Source organism: Acinetobacter calcoaceticus DSM 30006 = CIP 81.8, assembly GCF_000368965.1.
GTDB classification, from domain to species: Bacteria; Pseudomonadota; Gammaproteobacteria; order Pseudomonadales; family Moraxellaceae; genus Acinetobacter; species Acinetobacter calcoaceticus.
On sequence record NZ_KB849780.1, the window covers coordinates 2,013,700 to 2,030,457 of the forward strand.

Genomic DNA, 16,758 nt, shown 5'->3' on the forward strand with positions numbered 1-16,758 from the left:
ATTTAACCACCCTGTACTGTCTTTAATCGGCCATCATCTAACTCAACATGTCGCTGACAAAGGCTTGCTAAGTTACGGTCGTGTGTAACCAAAATAAGGGTTGTCCCTAACTCTCGATTTAAATCAAAAAGCAGATTTTCAATTTCTTGTGCTGTTTGGCCATCTAAATTTCCGGTCGGTTCATCTGCAAAAATAATTTGTGGTTCTGCAATGAGCGCCCTCGCAATTGCCACACGTTGCTGTTCCCCTCCAGACAAGACTTTAGGAGTTTGCTCCACCTGACGACCAAGTCCCACTCGATGCAACCAATCTAAAGCTTTTTTCTCTGCGGTTTTATAATCGAAATCTTTACGCAGCCTTAAGGGCAACATGACATTTTCAAGCGCACTCAACTGAGGTAAAAGCTGAAAAGACTGAAATACGAAACCAATATGCTGCATTCTAATTTGAGCGCGTTGTTCTTCTGTTAACTCATGTACTGCCTGACCACATAGCCAGACTTCCCCATCAGAGGGCTGATCAAGGGTAGCCAAAATTCCAAGTAAGGTTGATTTACCTGAACCTGAACGTCCCGTAATTGCTACTTGTTCCCCTTCAAAAATCTCTAAATCGATATCTTTTAAAATCGTAAACTGATTTTGGTTAATCTGAATAGTTTGTGTAACTTGATGGGCAGCAATGATGGGTTGTGGCATGATGTGAAAAGTCCTATGTATTCAGAATCAGAGTCGAAGTACAAATGTATAAATCTTTTTTGATTGGTTCTAAAAGCATCATGCTTATCTCATTAAGTATGCTGCCCATGCTTGTATCGGCGAAAACTATTTTAATTTTAGGAGATAGTATCAGTGCCGGTTACGGAATTGATCCCAAACAAGGTTGGGTACAATTACTACAAAAACGTTTAGACCAACAGTATCCCAAACAACACAAAGTGGTCAATGCAAGTGTTAGTGGAGAAACAACAAGCGGAGCTTTAGCTCGATTACCTAAATTATTGCAGACCTATAAGCCAAATGTAGTCGTGATTGAATTAGGCGGAAATGATGGCTTGCGTGGGCAACCACCTCAAATGATTCAAAAAAATCTGGATCAACTCATTCAATTAAGCCAAAAACAAAAAGCCAAAGTTGTTATTTTTGGTATGAAAATTCCGCCAAATTATGGGGCTGCATATAGCAAAGCTTTTGAAAATAATTATAAAGTTGTAAGCCAGAAATATCAGGTGAAATTACTTCCGTTTTTTCTAGATGGTGTTGCTGGTCAAAAACAGCTTATGCAAAATGATTTGATTCATCCAAATGCACAAGCACAATCAAAACTACTTAATTTAGCTTTTCCATACATAAAAGGTGCCCTGTAGGCACCTTTTAGTTTTAAATATTTTTATTATGATCAGAAATCAAAAAAAGTAACTTCACCAGTTTCTAGTGAATACTCTGCACCAACGACAATCAACTCGCCTTTTGCGATCAAGCTTTCAAGGACACTTGAACCATGGCGTAATTGATTTACCGAAGCAAAAACGTTTGAACGTACTGCATGACATGATAATTTTTTCAAATCATTTTTTAAGTCAGTTTGCATTAAAATTTCAACTGATGGACGAACACGGTTCACAATCGACATTAAGTTAGATGATGGTGGTTGATCAGGGTTCATTAACGTATCAATTGTCGCTTGAATCGCGCCACAATGGCTGTGTCCTAATACAACTACAACCGGACAGTCATAACGTTCTGCTGCGAACTCAACACTACCGACTTGTGAAGGTGCCACAACATTACCAGCAACACGAATTACGAATAAGTCACCAAGACCTTGGTCAAATACCATTTCTGCTGGAACACGAGAATCTGAGCAACCTAATACAATCGCAAACGGATTTTGATCCTTTGCCATTTCAGCGCGTTCATGATGAGATAAGGTTTTTGCAAGGGAAGTATTTCCATTTACAAATCGTTGATTACCAGCTTTCAGACGATCTAAAACTTCTTGCGCAGTAGGCATTTTATATTTCCGTTGTTTTTTCAAGGTTGGAAATCATTTTAATGTGTCAAAATTTGAATGTCACTGACAAAAAATTAAATCCTTTCCCATGAAAAATTTTAAAAATACTTCCTCTATTTGAATGGAGAATTTACTGCACATTCGCTGCTGTTGAGTGAAAAAATAGACATACTTTAGCAAATGGATTGACTATAATTTTCCTCCTTTTAATCATTTAGCAAATGACTCATTGGCAAAGTTTTTCAATAATTTTCAAACTCGCTTATGCATCAAGGATGAAATCTTATGACAACGCTGTCCTCATCAAAAAAAACTGTTCTAAAAAAAACCGTTGTAGCATTTACCTTAGCATGCAGCCTTACAACAATAATGAGTATTTCTCAGACACAAGCTGCCGATACGATTGATATAAGCTTTCAAAATATTTTGCAGCAAGAACGAAGCTGGGCAGGTTTACAAAGTAAAAGTTTAAAAGTTGGTGATATAACTTGGTCATATAGTGAAGGTGGGTCTGCCACTAAACCTACGTTGTTACTCATCCATGGATTAGGGGGAAGTCGTGATAACTGGAACCGTGTCGCCCGTTATCTCACAGCAAATTACCATGTCATTATTCCCGATTTACCAGGAAGTGGTGAAACCGTAGTTACACAAGACTTTGATTATTCAGTGCCTAATCTTGCCGAAAAATTACGTCGTTTCGTTGAAGCTGCAAATTTAAAAGGCCCTATTCATATTGCTGGCCACTCACTTGGCGGTTCAATTGCCCTACTCTATGCTGGACAATATCCATTTGAAACCAAAAGCCTATTCTTAGTTGATAGTGGCGGTATTTTCCGTTCTGCCAATACAATTTACCTAAAAGATCCTGCTTACCTAAAACAACTTTTAGTATCTAAAAAGGGGGACTTTAACTATTTGTTAAAGCAAACCATGTTTAATCCACCTTTTATTCCAAAAGAATTTTTAGAAGCTCAAGAAAAGCTCATGATTAATCAGGCACCTCAAACACAAAAACTGGTTGATCAGCTTATTGCGCTAAATAAAGTCTATACGCCAGACTCATTTGCAGTTCTCACAAAAACAATAGATACACCGACACTGATTTTATGGGGTAAGCAAGATAAGATTATTAATGTCGAAGTCGCAAGTGAATTAAAACGACTTTTAAAGAATGCCCAACCTCCTGTTATTTTAGAAAATGTCGGCCATATGCCAATTTTGGAAGCTGAGCAGCTGGTTATTCAACAATATGTACCGTTTTTACTGAAAGTAGAAACAAATCAGTCGCCAAAAGCGACTACACCTTAAATAAAACTTCGGACTTGTGAGACCTTATGTCTACCCAACCGCTTATAGAAAAACTCATTGAAGCTCATCTTGATTTTTTAGATGAGGAATTTGCTCAGTCCCATGTTATCCAACAAGAATTTGAGCAATTTTATCATTGGTTGGGTAGTCGGCAACTACAACACCTCTGGACTTTCGAACAAATTCAGCAGCTGATTCAAAAGCAAATTTTAGACACCCCTGCTTCTGATTCCATACTTGAACAAATTGCAGAACATATCCGTTTTGCACTGATTCATCCTGCCAATGACAGTACAACAATTGAAGATGTTATTCCTGTTTTAACAATTGATGGAATTGCGCAATACGTTGCAAGTAAAGATCAGCATCGTAAAAAGCTAATTAAAACGATTGTGAATAATCCTGCATTTTCAGCACTTCTAACACAGCTGATTCAGCAAACGATGCATGACTATTTAGATGAGTCGATGTCAAAACGGGTGCCGGGTGTAGGTCGTTTTATGAAGATGGGGAAATCAGTTCTAGAAACCGTAACCGACTCAAATCTGGATGACACGATTCATCATTATTTGCAAAAAAATATTTTAAAACTCACTCAAATGAGTGAGCGTGTTTTAAACCAACATTTTGACAATGATAAGCTCTACCATTTTCAGGCAAATATTTGGCATAAAGTTAAAACCATGCCGCTTTCTGTTTTGAAAAATTATGTAGAAGTTCAGGATTTATCAAAAACTGTGGGTTTAGGACATCAGATTTGGGATCACATTCGCCAAACTTCTTATTTGAAACAACAAGTACATGATGGTATTTACACGTGGTATGTACGTAATCAGGAACATAATTTTGACTTGTTACTTCGTGACCTCAATATTGATGAAAGCTTAATTCAACATGAACTGACTCAGTTACTTGTGCCGGTATTACGGCAATTAGTTACAACAGGGCATTTAAGACGACGTGCTCGTGTGTACTTAGAAAAGTTTTATTATTCTGAAAAAGCATTAGATATTTTAAATAACAAAGGCGCTTAAAGCGCCTTTGTTATTACTATGGATTAGAATGAATATTTTAAAGAAGCGTAATAAGCTCGACCTGGCTCATTGTAAGTTTGGCTAATCGAATTACTGTCTCTTAAAATTTGTTTATCAAACAAGTTGCTTACACCAACACGCGTACTAATATTATCTGAAATTTTATAACCAACATTAATTCCAGCCGTACTATAGCTTTTTACAGTGCTTGGCTTAATCGCAGAATTTGTTCCACCTGAACCAATGCCAGATTCGATTCTATTTTCGGCAAACTGACGCGATTTTTGACGGCCATATTGAGTAAATACAAAATTCACATCTAACTGATCTGTAATGTCGTAATCAAAAATTGAGTTAATTGTATAGTTAGGAACTAAAGATAATGGGTTACCCGTTTGCTTATCTTTCGAGTCCATCATGTAGGTAAAGTTGTTGGTCCAATGAATATCGCCAAAGTCTAGCCCTAAGCTTCCTTCAAAACCTTGAATTAATGCTTTAGGCGTATTTTCCCAACGTAAGATATTCCACTTCGTGTTGGTCACAGCTCCTGTATTTGCATTGGTACTTGAGCCATCTACAGTGCCAACAACATTCGTTCCTGCCACAATCTTATCTTTATAGTCATTACGGAACCAAGTTAAGCTCGCGTTGACAATGTCTTTTTGGAACTGGATGCCTAACTCTTTGTTTACCGAAGTTTCAGGTTTTAAATCACCATTACCTTGTAATAAACAACGCGATTCAATATTGGCTGGACAACCATTGCCGTTTGTACTGAGTAAGTACCCTTCGGCATTTTGATACATGTTTGGTGCTTTATAAGCTTTTGCTATCCCACCTTTTAACGTGAAATAATCATTGAGTCTTTGAGTAACGTTTAAGCTTGGGCTCCAGTTAGAGCCAGATTTGCTATGGTCGTCAAAACGTAAACCTAACACGGCATCGGTGCTGTCTGTGAGTTTCAAGTTGTCTTCGATATATGCAGAAGCAATCCGTGATTCCATTTTACTGCGATTGCCTTTAGCTAATTGATCGCCATAACCTGAACCGCTGCTGTCTGCACCCTGATTTGTCGAAATATTATCTTTAAATCTGTCTTCAACCCATTCAGTACCGAGTGTTAATACGTGTGATACATAATATTCAAAAGGAATATTGGCTTCACCATTCAACCGAAGAGTTTCTAATCTTGAAGTGGCTTTATCATCAAGGTTATTAATTTTTCCTTCTACACTTCCGGCAAGGCCTTCAGGCAAACGTTTATTATGAGTTTTATCGTATTGAGCAACTAACTTACTTTTCCCCCAAGACCAATCACCTTCATGTGTTAAAGCATAACTATCACGGTACATCGTATTGGTTTCTTTACCAATAAGCTCCGAAAGAATCGCATCAGCTTCAGCATTTGCATTTAACTGAGAATCACCAGAATAAATATTCCCTTGCTTGCTAGATGAAACATCAAGTAAGACTGTTTGTTGGTCTGTTGCTTGCCAAGCTAAACGTCCTGAAATATCTTTATTTTTAACGCCTTCACGCCCAGCTGCCGTACTTCCAATTGATTTATTAATATCGACGTCGTCAGCTTCGGTTTTATTGTAATTACCATATAAACGATATGACAAAACATCTTTAATCAGTGGCCCACTTAAATTAAAACCAACTCGATTTGATGAACCTTCTTTAGAGTCTTCAGGTTGTGAAGTATAGAGTTCTACCGAACCATGGGTTTCATTCGTCACTTTCTTAGTGATAATGTTGACTACACCACCTGCTGCACCCGAACCATATCGAGCTGCCGCTGGCCCGCGTAAAACTTCAATCGATTCGATTGCTTCTGCTGGAACCCAGTTTGAATCACCGCGTGTATCACGTTCCCCTTTCCAGCCATAGCGAACTGAATTACGAGAGTTAATCGGCTTTCCATCAACTAAAATGAGCGTATTTTCAGGACCCATTCCACGAATGTCGATTTGTCTATTATTACCACGCTGCCCTGTTGCACTGTTTCCAGTTAAATTTACACCAGGCATACGGCGTACATAATCTGAAATATCATTACGAACTGGAAGTTTTTCTAAATCTTCTTGGGTGATCACTGATACACCGAGCGATTGCTTTACTTGCTCTTCAGCTGTTACAAAAATTGTTTCCAATTTCACAGGTTCAGCAGGCTTTTCTAATGCTGGTTCAGCTTGTTCTTGCTCATTTTTTGCAGCATAAGCCATAGACATCATACTTGCCAGTACTGAAACAGAAAGCACTGACTGGATAATACGCTTCGACATAAGTATTCCCAATATATTGATTTATTAAACATCTCTCATTTTAAGTTCCGCATTGTAACAAATCTAAATAAAATTACAAATGATATTGATAATAATTATCATTATTTATATTGAATAATAAAAAAACCTCATCCCGAGGCTTTTTTATTTCACTTTTCAAATAATTTAATTATTTGAAATAAGCACCTTCAGCTTGTGTATGGTCAGTTTGGTCAACCACACGTTGAAGCTCTGGAATATGCTCTCTTAACGTCGTTTCTACACCTTGTTTCAAGGTAACGTCAATTGCAGAACATCCTTGGCAACCACCACCAAATTTCAATACAGCAGTTAAACCATGTTCTGGATTATCTTGTACTTCTACCAAGCTACAATTCCCGCCATGGCCTGCAAGACCTGGGTTAATTTCTGCTTGAAGAATGTAAGTAATACGCTCTTCAATTGATGCATCTGGACCAACACGTGGAACTTTAGAGTTTGGCGCACGGAAAGTTAACTGCCCACCAAAACGGTCCTTATTGTAATCAATTACGGCATCTAAAAGATAAGGAATAGATGGCGCATCAATATATGCAGGGAAATCTGGATAGTCCTGTTTATAATCCGTTGGGATTACTTCTTCTGGTGCACTATATGCCATACAGCATTCTGCACGTGGCGTACCCGGATGTTCAACAAAAACTCGAACGCCAATTCCCGGAGTATTTTGCTTCGTCAATAAATCGTGCAAATACTCTTGTGCAGATGGTGTAATCAAAAGGTTTGGAATTTCTTCTGCAACAGCAGTGTTGGTGTTCTCAGTCGACATAACAATATTCCTCAAGCTGATGCCTTTATATTAACCGAAGATGAGGTAGATTTAAAAAAAATCAACTAAATTTGTCGGATTTATACACAACAGGGTTTCAACTGAAGTTTTTAATGGCATTATTGGACTCAATATTGATCATTTTTTAAATATTTCTTATGTTGCATCTGCCGTTTAACCATACCATTACCCTTATTATTATTACGGTCATTGTCTCTTTACTTGCTTTTAGCAATCAAAACGTAATGAATCGTTTGATTTTTTGGCCACCTGCAATGCAACGTGGACAATTTGATCGTTTCATTACTCATGGCTTTATCCATGCAGATGGTACACACCTACTTTTCAACATGATTACCCTGTTCTTCTTTGGCAGCATTATTGAAAGTTTTTATCGCCAATATTTTTATGACATGGGTTTTGTTTTGTTCTATTTAGGCGGTTTAATCTTTGCGATTTTACCAAGCTATTTACAACATAGAAATGATACAAACTGGGCGAGCCTCGGCGCCTCTGGTGCTGTCTCAGCTGTTTTATTTGCTTATATTCTATTTCAACCATGGAAGCTGATTTTTGTATTCTTCATTCCAGTACCAGCCATTATTTTTGCAGTTTTATATGTAGCGTACAGCATTTGGGCTGGTAAACGTGGTAATAGCCATATCAACCATAGTGCTCATTTATGGGGTGCAGCTTACGGGGTCCTTGTAACCATTTTGATCGAACCTAAAGTGATTCCACATTTCTTAGATCAACTGACTCGTATTCCGTTCTAAGTCAGGCACTCAAAAAAGCCCGTAATGGGCTTTTCTTTTTTTCTCATTTATTTATCACCATAAATTCTCAGTCTTTTTTCTGATTTTCTTTGATCTTTTCCTTGTTTTGATTGCAAAAACCATCTGATTAAACTCATGCCAAATCTTTTAATAATTCAGATGATACAATGAAGTACAAAGCAATTTTATCTAGCCTTTCCATTGCTTTATTTAGCTTATCTTTGGCTGGATGTAATGACAACGATAAACAAGAAAATGTAGTCAGCGCTCCTAAGCAGCCCAATATCTTATTTATTATGGCGGATGACTTAGGCTATTCAGATTTAGGGGCTTTCGGTGGTGAAATTCGTACACCCAATATTGATAGCCTAGCTCAGGAAGGTCGCCTTTTAACTGACTATCACACCGCCCCGACCTGTTCCCCAACACGTTCTCAACTGATTTCAGGTACTGATCACCATTTAGCTGGTATTGGTGCAATGGCTGAACTCACGCCAGAACATTTAAAGGGCCAGCCTGGCTACGAAGGATATTTAAACGAACGTTCATTATCGATTGCACAAGTGCTGAAAGATAATGGTTACCGCACGTACATCAGTGGTAAATGGCATTTAGGGCTAACCCCTGAAACGAATGCCCATGCAAAAGGTTTTGACCATTCATTTACCTTGTTACAAGGCCTAGATCACCACTTTAAGCAAGCTCCAAGTGCCTTTAAACGAAATTCGACCTATACAGAAGATGGGCAAATTATTCCTGTTTCAGCATTGCCTGATGACTTTTTCTCGACAAACTATTTTACCGATAAATTACTTAGCTATTTAGACTCAGGCAAAAATAGTGGCAAACCGTTCTTTGCTTATGCTGCCTATACAGCGCCTCACTGGCCAATTCAGGCACCTGCGGAATACCGTGAAAAATATCGCGGAGTTTACGATATTGGTTACGATGCAATTCGTAATGCGCGTATCGCACGCCAAAAACAGCTTGGCATTATTCCGGCAAACTTTGAGGCAGCCGAACCGATTGCAACTCAAAATGCTCCACAAAAATATGGAAAATGGAATGAATTAACAGCCGAACAAAAAGCACTTGAAGCCCGTAAAATGGAAATCTATGCAGGTATGGTAGAAAATCTCGATGCCAATGTGGGCCGAATTATTCAATACCTCAAACAAAATAATCTTTATGACAATACCTTAATTTTCTTTGTTTCCGACAATGGTGCAGAAGGTTTTGTACGTGGAGGATACGGCAGTGAATCTGGCTTTGATAACTCTGTAGCAAATGTAGGTACACCGACTTCGTATCACTATATTGGACCACGTTGGGCTGAGGTTAGTGCTGCACCTTTCCATTTATGGAAGGATACGGCTGGTGAAGGTGCAACTACTGCCCCTGCTATCGTGAAATTACCAAATCAGAAAAAAGCAGAAGAAACGAATCATAGCTTTGCATCAGTACTAGATGTTTTCCCAACTTTACTAGAATATGCTCATATTCCAGTACCTCAAGGCCAATACAATGGTCGTACCATTAACACGCCATCAGGGATTTCATGGAAACCTTTACTTGAAAATAAAACCACTACGATTCGCCCCGAAAATTTTAGTTTTGCTGATGAGTTACATGGCAGTAAATATGCAAAACAAGGCGAGTGGAAAATTGCACTTCAAGGGCGACCTGAATTAGGTACAGGAACTTGGGAGCTATACAACATTAAAGCGGATCGAGGGGAAAGACAGAACGTTGCTCAGCTTTACCCAGCAAAAGTGCAAGAGCTGTTATCGGTCTATCAAAAATATACTGAAAAAAATGGTGTGCAGGAATATAACGCCAAATGAGATTGAAACCATTTTTAGTTACGACCATCAGCCTGTCTTTTATGACAGGCTGTAGTCAATCTTCACAAGTTTCTGAATCCACACCATCGTCTCAGCAGCACACCTCTTTAGCTGACTTGGGTTCTATTGAGAAATGTAAAAACTACACTGGACTACCTCAAGGTTGGCTAAAACAACCTACAGCTGGAATGGTTTTAATTCCTAATGGACATTTTAATTTTGGTTCTGAAAAAGCCTATCCCGATGAACTTAATTTTGGAAAAAAACAACGGGAAGTTAAAGGATTCTGGATTGATCAAACAGAAGTCAGCGTTGCTCAGTTTGCTAGTTTCGTAAAAGCAACGGGTTATATCACCGATGCCGAAAAACAAAAGCAGGCTGCTGTTTTTTCACCAGACCCTCAACATCCACAGCAATGGTGGCAGCTAAAGTCAGGTTATACATGGAAAACTCCAAACGGCAGTAATGGTGCCGTAGCTAATCCTAATGAGCCTGTACGATATGTGAGTAAAAACGATGCTGAACATTATGCAGTCTGGTTAGGACGTGATTTACCAACAGAACTAGAATGGGAATATGCAGCTAAAGCGAATTCGCAAACTGATACACCATTACATCAGGCCCCTACCGATGAACACCAACATCCACAAGCAAATTACTGGCAAGGTGAATTCCCTTTTCAAAACCTGAATCAAGATCACTTTAAAGATGTTGCGCCCGTTGGATGCTTTGCACCAAATACTTTCAAACTATTTGATATAATTGGAAATGTATGGGAATGGACATCATCTCCATATCAAGGTGCTCATGACCAGCATATGGGAAATTATTCTGATTTAAGACAACAACAAATCACCAGTACACAATATGTAATTAAAGGCGGATCTTTTCTTTGTGCACAAAATTATTGTTCACGTTATCGTAGCAGTAGCCGCTATCCGCAAGACTTTGATTTAGCAGCAACCCATGTCGGGTTTAGAACAATTCTACGATCTCCTTAGTTTCTTCTTAATCCGACCAATTAAAGATAATTCTTAACCAAAAGTAGATCGAAAAACAAGCAAAACTTTTCTATAGTACAAAAGAGAATGATAAAAAAGTGAGAACAAGATGAAAACATTACTTCTTTGTGCGGCAGCAATTTTCACAATATCACTACCAGCCTGCGCAGTTCATACTCCCGAAGGTAGTATCGTGATTGATCCAGATTCACCTTATCACAACCATCCAGGAGACTTTTGCCCACCAGGACAAGCGAAAAAAGGGCGTTGTTAGAGATAGCTTCTTTTAAAGTAATTTTGAAGTTACTTTAAACAAATAAGGTTCAATCAAGTGATAAAGTGAGTACAAAAATGGAGGGTTCCAACCCAAAAATAGATGGGATGAAACTAGAAAATTATGGTGTAAAAAAATCACCATATCCCCAAGATTTTTAAAAGACAATCTTATGCTGTCTTCTATCTAGTTTCACCCCAATTCTTTCTTATTCCGTCTGACTTCTCTTATCCTTTAAGAAAAAAGTCTAGTTTTTAATCATTTCTGTATCTGTATTATTGATACATTTTGAACATTTTACCTTCAGGCTAAAACTGATGTATTTGCTTAATACAAAATAATCATTTATGTAACGTAAGTCTATAAAAATGTTCTAAAATTGTGAAAAAAATTAAGACCAAAATGAGATGAATTTATCATAATAATTCCCTCTTCCATGTTTCATCACATAAATAATCAATATTATTTTGTCAGTTATTGCCACTCGTTTCCTTTCATTGGCATAGATAATGTATACATCTGTATATTAACCCAGTCGTATAACGAGATATTTTATGTCCAGCACAAGTCAAGTCGAAGGTCTACAATTTCCAGTACACGCCTCAACAAAAAAACAAAGCACATCTCTTACTGGCCAAGAAATTTTGTCAGAGGCTTTATCTGTTGTAGATAATAAAACCGCACAACAAGTGTTGAATGAAAAAAACTGGCGAAAAAATTACCCAATATATTTTAAAGCACTTGTTAAACAAGGAATTTCTAATAGCAAGCACCCAATTACTATTGCGAAGCAAGGTTTGCATAAAGCTCACCATATTTTTGACTATTATCGTGATAGTAAACATTACCTTTTAAAAGATGCGGTTAATATTGCTTCATCTACGCCACTTCATACAGTAAAACTTAAAGGTGAAAGTGATGCGGCACCTGAATGGTATGTTCCTTACAAAGGACAAAAACTAAGCGGAAAAAGCTTACTGGACCAGATTCAACGTTGGGAAGAGGCTGGTATTATTGAACCAAGTCATGCCAAAGCTCTACGTGAAGCTATTGCTCACCCAGAATGGTTTGATTTATCTGACCGTACCATGGTGCTGTTTGGCGCAGCTTCAGAAGCAGGACCTCTACCTTGGTTAGCCAAATGGAAAGCGAATATTGTTGCTGTCGACTTACCAAACTCACGTGTCTGGGGCAAAATTTTAAATACGATTCAACAAGGAAATGCAACCCTCATTGCGCCTAGTGTTGAACAAATTGATTCATCAGCAAAAGTTTCTGAATTAAAGGATAAATTGGGTGCAAATTTATTGACTCAATTACCAGAAATTGCACAGTGGTTAGTTCAGTTTCCGCAAAAGTTAGATTTGGCTGCAATTGCCTATTTAGATGGTGAAAAGCATGTTCGTGTTTCTATGGCAATGGACAGCATTATGCAATTTGTAAGCGAGCATAAGTCTGATACGAGCCTTATGTTTATGTGTACGCCAACCGATGTTTATGCGGTTCCTAAAGAAGTCGCTAAAGCTGCTCAACAAAAGTTTAAATCACGCACAAAAATACAAAAAATGGCAGTGAAAGGTGTTTCCGCTCTTTCGCTCAATCGTTTTTTTCAAGCGCCATATCAAGACTTAATTGCTTGTGAAAATGGAAAAACTTATGGCATTGCCGACTGTTTAGTTGTTGAACAAGGGCCAAATTACGCCTTAGCAAAACGCATTCAACAATGGCGTGCTATTTTGGCCCGCCATCAAGGACAACATGTCAGCATTAATATTGCTCCATCTACAACGACTCACTCTGTGACTAAAAATCCATTGTTGAAAGCAGCTTTTAATGGTGCAGAACTTTTTGATGTAGAAGCATTTAGCCCTGAAACTACCAATGCAATTATGGCTGCAATCTGGATTCATGACTTAAGAAATGAGTCTTCTGTAGCAAATCCTGAAACTGAGCTGGACCATCCGCTTGAGCTTATGATGGAAGGTGCCAACCACGGCGGATTGTGGCGTGTGGCTTATTTAGCAAGAACTGCCCTGCCTTTTGCTGCAATCTATGGCTTTGCAACCGAAAAACTACCTTTCGGAAAATCATCTAAAAAATAATTATATTAAAGCCCAATTCTAGAATTGGGCTTTTTTCTGTATTTATCTATTTACTTTGAAAGTGTGATAGATATTTTTGCATTTCATCAGGCGGCACCATACCGCCTCCTGTCGCCCATATCACATGGGTTGCCTGTTGTAACTGCTCAGCTGATAGTTGATGTAAAGCCAAATAATCAGGGCTAGTCTGGACATAATATGACCCCATCATTCCAGCCACCGCAGAAGGCTCAAGCTGAATATTTTCAGTTTGATTTAGAAGTGCTATTAGTTCATATAAACGTTCATCATCAATGGTGTAGTAGCCATCAATTAACTGCTGCATAGCACGCCCCACAAAACCTGAAGCACGGCCTACCGCAAGCCCATCTGCGGTAGTTACATTATCGAGGCCAATATCATTCACTGAAATCTGATCATGCAAACCTGTGTGGACACCCAGTAACATACATGGTGAATGGGTGGGTTCTGCAAAGATACAATGTACATGCTCACCAAAAGCCAGTTTCAAACCAAAACTTACCCCACCAGGGCCACCACCAACGCCACACGGCAAATAAACAAATAATGGGTGTTCAGCATCGACTTTAATTTGTTTTTGCTCAAATTGCTGTTTTAAGCGTATTCCTGCAACTGCATAACCTAAAAACAATGTTGTTGAGTTTTCATCATCAATAAAAAAGCAGTGCGGATCTTGCTCTGCTGCTTTTCTTCCCTCTTCAACAGCTACTCCATAGTCACTGGCATATTCCACAACATTAACGCCCAATGAACGCAGTTTGTCTTTTTTCCACTGTCTCGCATCAGCAGACATATGAACAGTGACTCTAAAACCCAGTTTGGCGCTCATAATGCCTATGGAAAGCCCTAGGTTACCTGTAGAACCTACTGCAATTTGATACTTAGAAAAGAATGCCCTAAATGAATCTTGATCTAACTTACTGTAATCGTCTTCCAACTTGAGAAGTCCAGCCTCAAGTGCCAATTTTTCGGCGTGAGCCAAGACTTCATAAATACCACCACGCGCTTTAATTGAACCAGAAATAGGTAAATGGCTATCTTTTTTCAGCCAGAATGCTCCACTCAGTTGCACTTGTTCTGTTGAAGATAGTGCTTGTTGCATATGGGCAATTTCAACGATCTCTGATTCAATTTTTCCATGTTGCGCTTGAGTTTCAGGAAACACTTTTGCCAAATAAGGTGCGAAACGCTCTAATCTAGCTTCTGCTTCACTTACGTCTTCGGCTGTTAATCCAACTTTTTCTAAAGCTTCTTTTGAAGGATAGCAATGAGGTGTAAACCAAAATGTTTCTTGATAGGCTTGCAGTGTCTCTATAAGTGGAAATTGTTGTTTTAGCTGATCTATTTGAACCGCATCCATAATCTATCCCGATATAAAAGTTTTAAGCCTAGCCTCTGAAGTTACTTGAGGCTTTATAACGACTCGTTAATTTATAATTGAATGTACATGAAAATAGACTGAACATTGAAAAGAAACAAATAAAAAAGCCACTGTGAACAGTGGCTTTAATTTTTTAAATACTTTTATACAAACTGTAAGAATAACCAATACAAACCGCCAGACAAACAGATTGTTGCAGGAAGTGTAAATACCCATGCAGATAAAATCGTTTTAACTGTATTGAAGTTTAAACCCGATCTGTTCGCTACCATGGTACCTGCAACAGCACTGTTTAAAACGTGCGTTGTTGAAACAGGCATACCTAAACCGTCGGCAGCTGCAATTGTACTCATTGCGACAAGCTCAGCAGACATCCCTTGACCATAAGTCATGTGATGCTTACCAATACGTTCACCTACAGTCACAACAATACGTTTCCAGCCGACCATGGTGCCTAAGCCAAGTGCCAAAGCAACTGCTACTTTCACCCAAGTTGGAATGTATTGTAAGAATGAATCTAAGCTACTACGGTATTCTTTCACGAGTTTTTCTTGTGACTGATCCATTTTTGGTAAAGCATCTGCTTTATCCAAACGCTTAAACGTCGTTGTACTTAAATACATGTCATTACGAATTTCACTAATTGCAGCTTCTGGAATGTCTTTTAAGTTGCTATAGCTAGAAACTCGCTCACCCAAATGATCAGTCATACTTGCCAATGCAGGCACTACTTCCGGAGTTTGCTGTTTAGTTTGAATATATTTAGTCAAAATAACACGTGCTTTTTCATCGGTTAATTCTGGCTGATTTTGGTTCAAAAGTACGGCAGTTTGAGAAGAAAGCTGATGGAATGATTGAACTTGTTGTGTATCAAGGTTTTTATTCAATGAATAAGCCAATGGCACCAGACCAACCAAAATCAGCATGATTAAACCCATACCTTTTTGACCGTCATTAGAACCATGTGCAAAACTTACACCTGTACAGGTAAAGATTAAAATTGCACGAATGATTGCTGGTGGTGGTTTATTACCTTCTGGTGGCTGGAATAATTCTAATTGGCGTTTAAAAATAGTTTTAACCAACAAGAATACAATCGCTGCAAAAGCAAAACCAATTAAAGGTGACAATAATAAGGCCTTACCGACTTTAATCACCTGATCCATATCAACACCACTGGTGGTTACGCCAGTCGATGCACTCAATAGATGGTTCATAATGCCCACACTCAAGATTGAACCAATCAAAGTATGAGAGCTAGAAGCAGGAATGCCCAAGAACCAAGTACCTAAGTTCCAGAGAATCGCAGCAATAAGAAGCGCAAAAACCATTGCGAAACCTGCACCGCTACCCATGTTCATAATCAATTCAACAGGCAACAATGCAATAATGCCGTAAGCAACTGCGCCGCTTGCAACCATTACCCCAAGAAAATTACAAAAACCTGCCCACATGACTGCAACTGGTGCAGGTAAAGCATTGGTGTAAATCACTGTCGCTACTGCATTTGCAGTATCATGGAAGCCATTTACAAACTCAAAGCCTAAAGCAATCAAGAGTGCGGTAGATAAGAGAATAACCGAATAAAGACTCAAAGGCGGTACATGCGCTAAATCAGCACTCACCTGAAATCCAATATAAATAAGTGTTGCAACAATAATTGTCAGAAACACCGGCATAAAGAACTTAGGTGTCGGGACATGTACATTCGTCGATTTGACTTGCAGGTTTGCCGCAAGTTTTGAATCCGAAACAGGGGGTAGATTAGAATTCATGCAGACGGTAAGAGGATAGAAAAATCCTCTGTATTCTTAAATTAAATTATGACAATTATATGACAAAGCGGCGCCTGATGAAGTCAATTTTTCATATTTTGACCTCATTTGATGCACCTTTCCTCGATACAAT

Annotated in this window: 14 protein-coding genes; 8 read left to right on the top strand and 6 right to left on the bottom strand. The window is 38.5% G+C overall.

Translation table 11 applies throughout. The features are described 5' to 3' along the window. Nucleotides 1–2: 2 nt before the first annotated feature. A complete protein-coding gene (locus tag F936_RS14405) occupies nucleotides 3–695 on the bottom strand; it encodes an ABC transporter ATP-binding protein (RefSeq protein WP_004641781.1) in 693 nt (230 codons plus the stop codon). Between the two features lie 44 nt (nucleotides 696–739). Between F936_RS14405 and F936_RS14410 the strand changes: the two genes are divergently transcribed. Continuing rightward, nucleotides 740–1,363 carry an arylesterase gene (locus F936_RS14410; protein WP_003653065.1) on the top strand — a complete coding sequence of 208 codons (624 nt, stop codon included), beginning with the start codon at nucleotides 740–742 and terminating at the stop codon, nucleotides 1,361–1,363. Between the two features lie 32 nt (nucleotides 1,364–1,395). Here F936_RS14410 and F936_RS14415 read toward each other — a convergent pair whose 3' ends face one another. After that, nucleotides 1,396–2,010, bottom strand: coding sequence for a carbonic anhydrase (locus F936_RS14415; protein ID WP_003653067.1), 615 nt, complete (start codon nucleotides 2,008–2,010; stop codon nucleotides 1,396–1,398). Nucleotides 2,011–2,295: 285 nt separating this feature from the next. Between F936_RS14415 and F936_RS14420 the strand changes: the two genes are divergently transcribed. Then, nucleotides 2,296–3,321, top strand: coding sequence for an alpha/beta fold hydrolase (locus F936_RS14420; RefSeq protein ID WP_004641778.1), 1,026 nt, complete (start codon nucleotides 2,296–2,298; stop codon nucleotides 3,319–3,321). Nucleotides 3,322–3,347: 26 nt separating this feature from the next. Beyond that, nucleotides 3,348–4,355 carry a hypothetical protein gene (locus F936_RS14425; protein ID WP_004641777.1) on the top strand — a complete coding sequence of 336 codons (1,008 nt, stop codon included), beginning with the start codon at nucleotides 3,348–3,350 and terminating at the stop codon, nucleotides 4,353–4,355. 23 nt (nucleotides 4,356–4,378) lie between these two features. On the opposite strand, the gene F936_RS14430 is transcribed toward F936_RS14425, so the two are convergent. Both F936_RS14430 and nfuA read right to left on the bottom strand, forming a co-directional pair. Continuing rightward, complete coding sequence (locus tag F936_RS14430; protein ID WP_004641775.1) at nucleotides 4,379–6,643, bottom strand: TonB-dependent siderophore receptor; 2,265 nt, start codon at nucleotides 6,641–6,643, stop codon at nucleotides 4,379–4,381. A gap of 169 nt (nucleotides 6,644–6,812) precedes the next feature. Further along, nucleotides 6,813–7,451 carry a Fe-S biogenesis protein NfuA gene (nfuA, locus tag F936_RS14435; RefSeq protein WP_003653074.1) on the bottom strand — a complete coding sequence of 213 codons (639 nt, stop codon included), beginning with the start codon at nucleotides 7,449–7,451 and terminating at the stop codon, nucleotides 6,813–6,815. Between the two features lie 158 nt (nucleotides 7,452–7,609). Here nfuA and F936_RS14440 point away from each other — a divergent pair, with 158 nt between their 5' ends. From F936_RS14440 to F936_RS14460, 5 genes are all read left to right on the top strand, one after another. Further along, on the top strand, nucleotides 7,610–8,227 hold the full coding sequence (locus tag F936_RS14440; RefSeq protein ID WP_003653076.1) for a rhomboid family intramembrane serine protease: 618 nt from the start codon (nucleotides 7,610–7,612) through the stop codon (nucleotides 8,225–8,227). 167 nt (nucleotides 8,228–8,394) lie between these two features. Next, nucleotides 8,395–10,071, top strand: coding sequence for an arylsulfatase (locus tag F936_RS14445; protein ID WP_005048396.1), 1,677 nt, complete (start codon nucleotides 8,395–8,397; stop codon nucleotides 10,069–10,071). After that, a complete protein-coding gene (locus tag F936_RS14450; RefSeq protein ID WP_005048398.1) occupies nucleotides 10,068–11,072 on the top strand; it encodes an SUMF1/EgtB/PvdO family nonheme iron enzyme in 1,005 nt (334 codons plus the stop codon). Before F936_RS14445 ends, F936_RS14450 begins: the two co-directional genes overlap by 4 nt. A 109-nt stretch (nucleotides 11,073–11,181) precedes the next feature. Next, the gene (locus F936_RS19010) at nucleotides 11,182–11,346 is read left to right on the top strand and encodes a hypothetical protein (protein ID WP_004641767.1); all 165 of its coding nucleotides are present in this window, start codon (nucleotides 11,182–11,184) and stop codon (nucleotides 11,344–11,346) included. Between the two features lie 554 nt (nucleotides 11,347–11,900). Then, complete coding sequence (locus F936_RS14460) at nucleotides 11,901–13,448, top strand: hypothetical protein (RefSeq protein WP_003653084.1); 1,548 nt, start codon at nucleotides 11,901–11,903, stop codon at nucleotides 13,446–13,448. Between the two features lie 46 nt (nucleotides 13,449–13,494). Here F936_RS14460 and F936_RS14465 read toward each other — a convergent pair whose 3' ends face one another. Together F936_RS14465 and F936_RS14470 are read right to left on the bottom strand one after the other, a co-directional pair. Beyond that, nucleotides 13,495–14,829, bottom strand: a complete 1,335-nt coding sequence (locus F936_RS14465) for a D-serine ammonia-lyase (RefSeq protein WP_004641764.1) — start codon at nucleotides 14,827–14,829, stop codon at nucleotides 13,495–13,497. Nucleotides 14,830–14,993: 164 nt separating this feature from the next. Continuing rightward, nucleotides 14,994–16,625, bottom strand: a complete 1,632-nt coding sequence (locus tag F936_RS14470) for an inorganic phosphate transporter (RefSeq protein WP_005048402.1) — start codon at nucleotides 16,623–16,625, stop codon at nucleotides 14,994–14,996. Between the last annotated feature and the right edge of the window lie 133 nt (nucleotides 16,626–16,758).

What these genes read in the sequence shown, in the direction of transcription:
- F936_RS14405 (WP_004641781.1), bottom strand. Translation starts at nt 695, where the DNA reads ATGCCACAACCCATCATTGCTGCCCATCAAGTTACACAAACTATTCAG.
- F936_RS14410 (WP_003653065.1), top strand. Translation starts at nt 740, where the DNA reads ATGTATAAATCTTTTTTGATTGGTTCTAAAAGCATCATGCTTATCTCA.
- F936_RS14415 (WP_003653067.1), bottom strand. Translation starts at nt 2,010, where the DNA reads ATGCCTACTGCGCAAGAAGTTTTAGATCGTCTGAAAGCTGGTAATCAA.
- F936_RS14420 (WP_004641778.1), top strand. Translation starts at nt 2,296, where the DNA reads ATGACAACGCTGTCCTCATCAAAAAAAACTGTTCTAAAAAAAACCGTT.
- F936_RS14425 (WP_004641777.1), top strand. Translation starts at nt 3,348, where the DNA reads ATGTCTACCCAACCGCTTATAGAAAAACTCATTGAAGCTCATCTTGAT.
- F936_RS14430 (WP_004641775.1), bottom strand. Translation starts at nt 6,643, where the DNA reads ATGTCGAAGCGTATTATCCAGTCAGTGCTTTCTGTTTCAGTACTGGCA.
- nfuA (WP_003653074.1), bottom strand. Translation starts at nt 7,451, where the DNA reads ATGTCGACTGAGAACACCAACACTGCTGTTGCAGAAGAAATTCCAAAC.
- F936_RS14440 (WP_003653076.1), top strand. Translation starts at nt 7,610, where the DNA reads ATGTTGCATCTGCCGTTTAACCATACCATTACCCTTATTATTATTACG.
- F936_RS14445 (WP_005048396.1), top strand. Translation starts at nt 8,395, where the DNA reads ATGAAGTACAAAGCAATTTTATCTAGCCTTTCCATTGCTTTATTTAGC.
- F936_RS14450 (WP_005048398.1), top strand. Translation starts at nt 10,068, where the DNA reads ATGAGATTGAAACCATTTTTAGTTACGACCATCAGCCTGTCTTTTATG.
- F936_RS19010 (WP_004641767.1), top strand. Translation starts at nt 11,182, where the DNA reads ATGAAAACATTACTTCTTTGTGCGGCAGCAATTTTCACAATATCACTA.
- F936_RS14460 (WP_003653084.1), top strand. Translation starts at nt 11,901, where the DNA reads ATGTCCAGCACAAGTCAAGTCGAAGGTCTACAATTTCCAGTACACGCC.
- F936_RS14465 (WP_004641764.1), bottom strand. Translation starts at nt 14,829, where the DNA reads ATGGATGCGGTTCAAATAGATCAGCTAAAACAACAATTTCCACTTATA.
- F936_RS14470 (WP_005048402.1), bottom strand. Translation starts at nt 16,625, where the DNA reads ATGAATTCTAATCTACCCCCTGTTTCGGATTCAAAACTTGCGGCAAAC.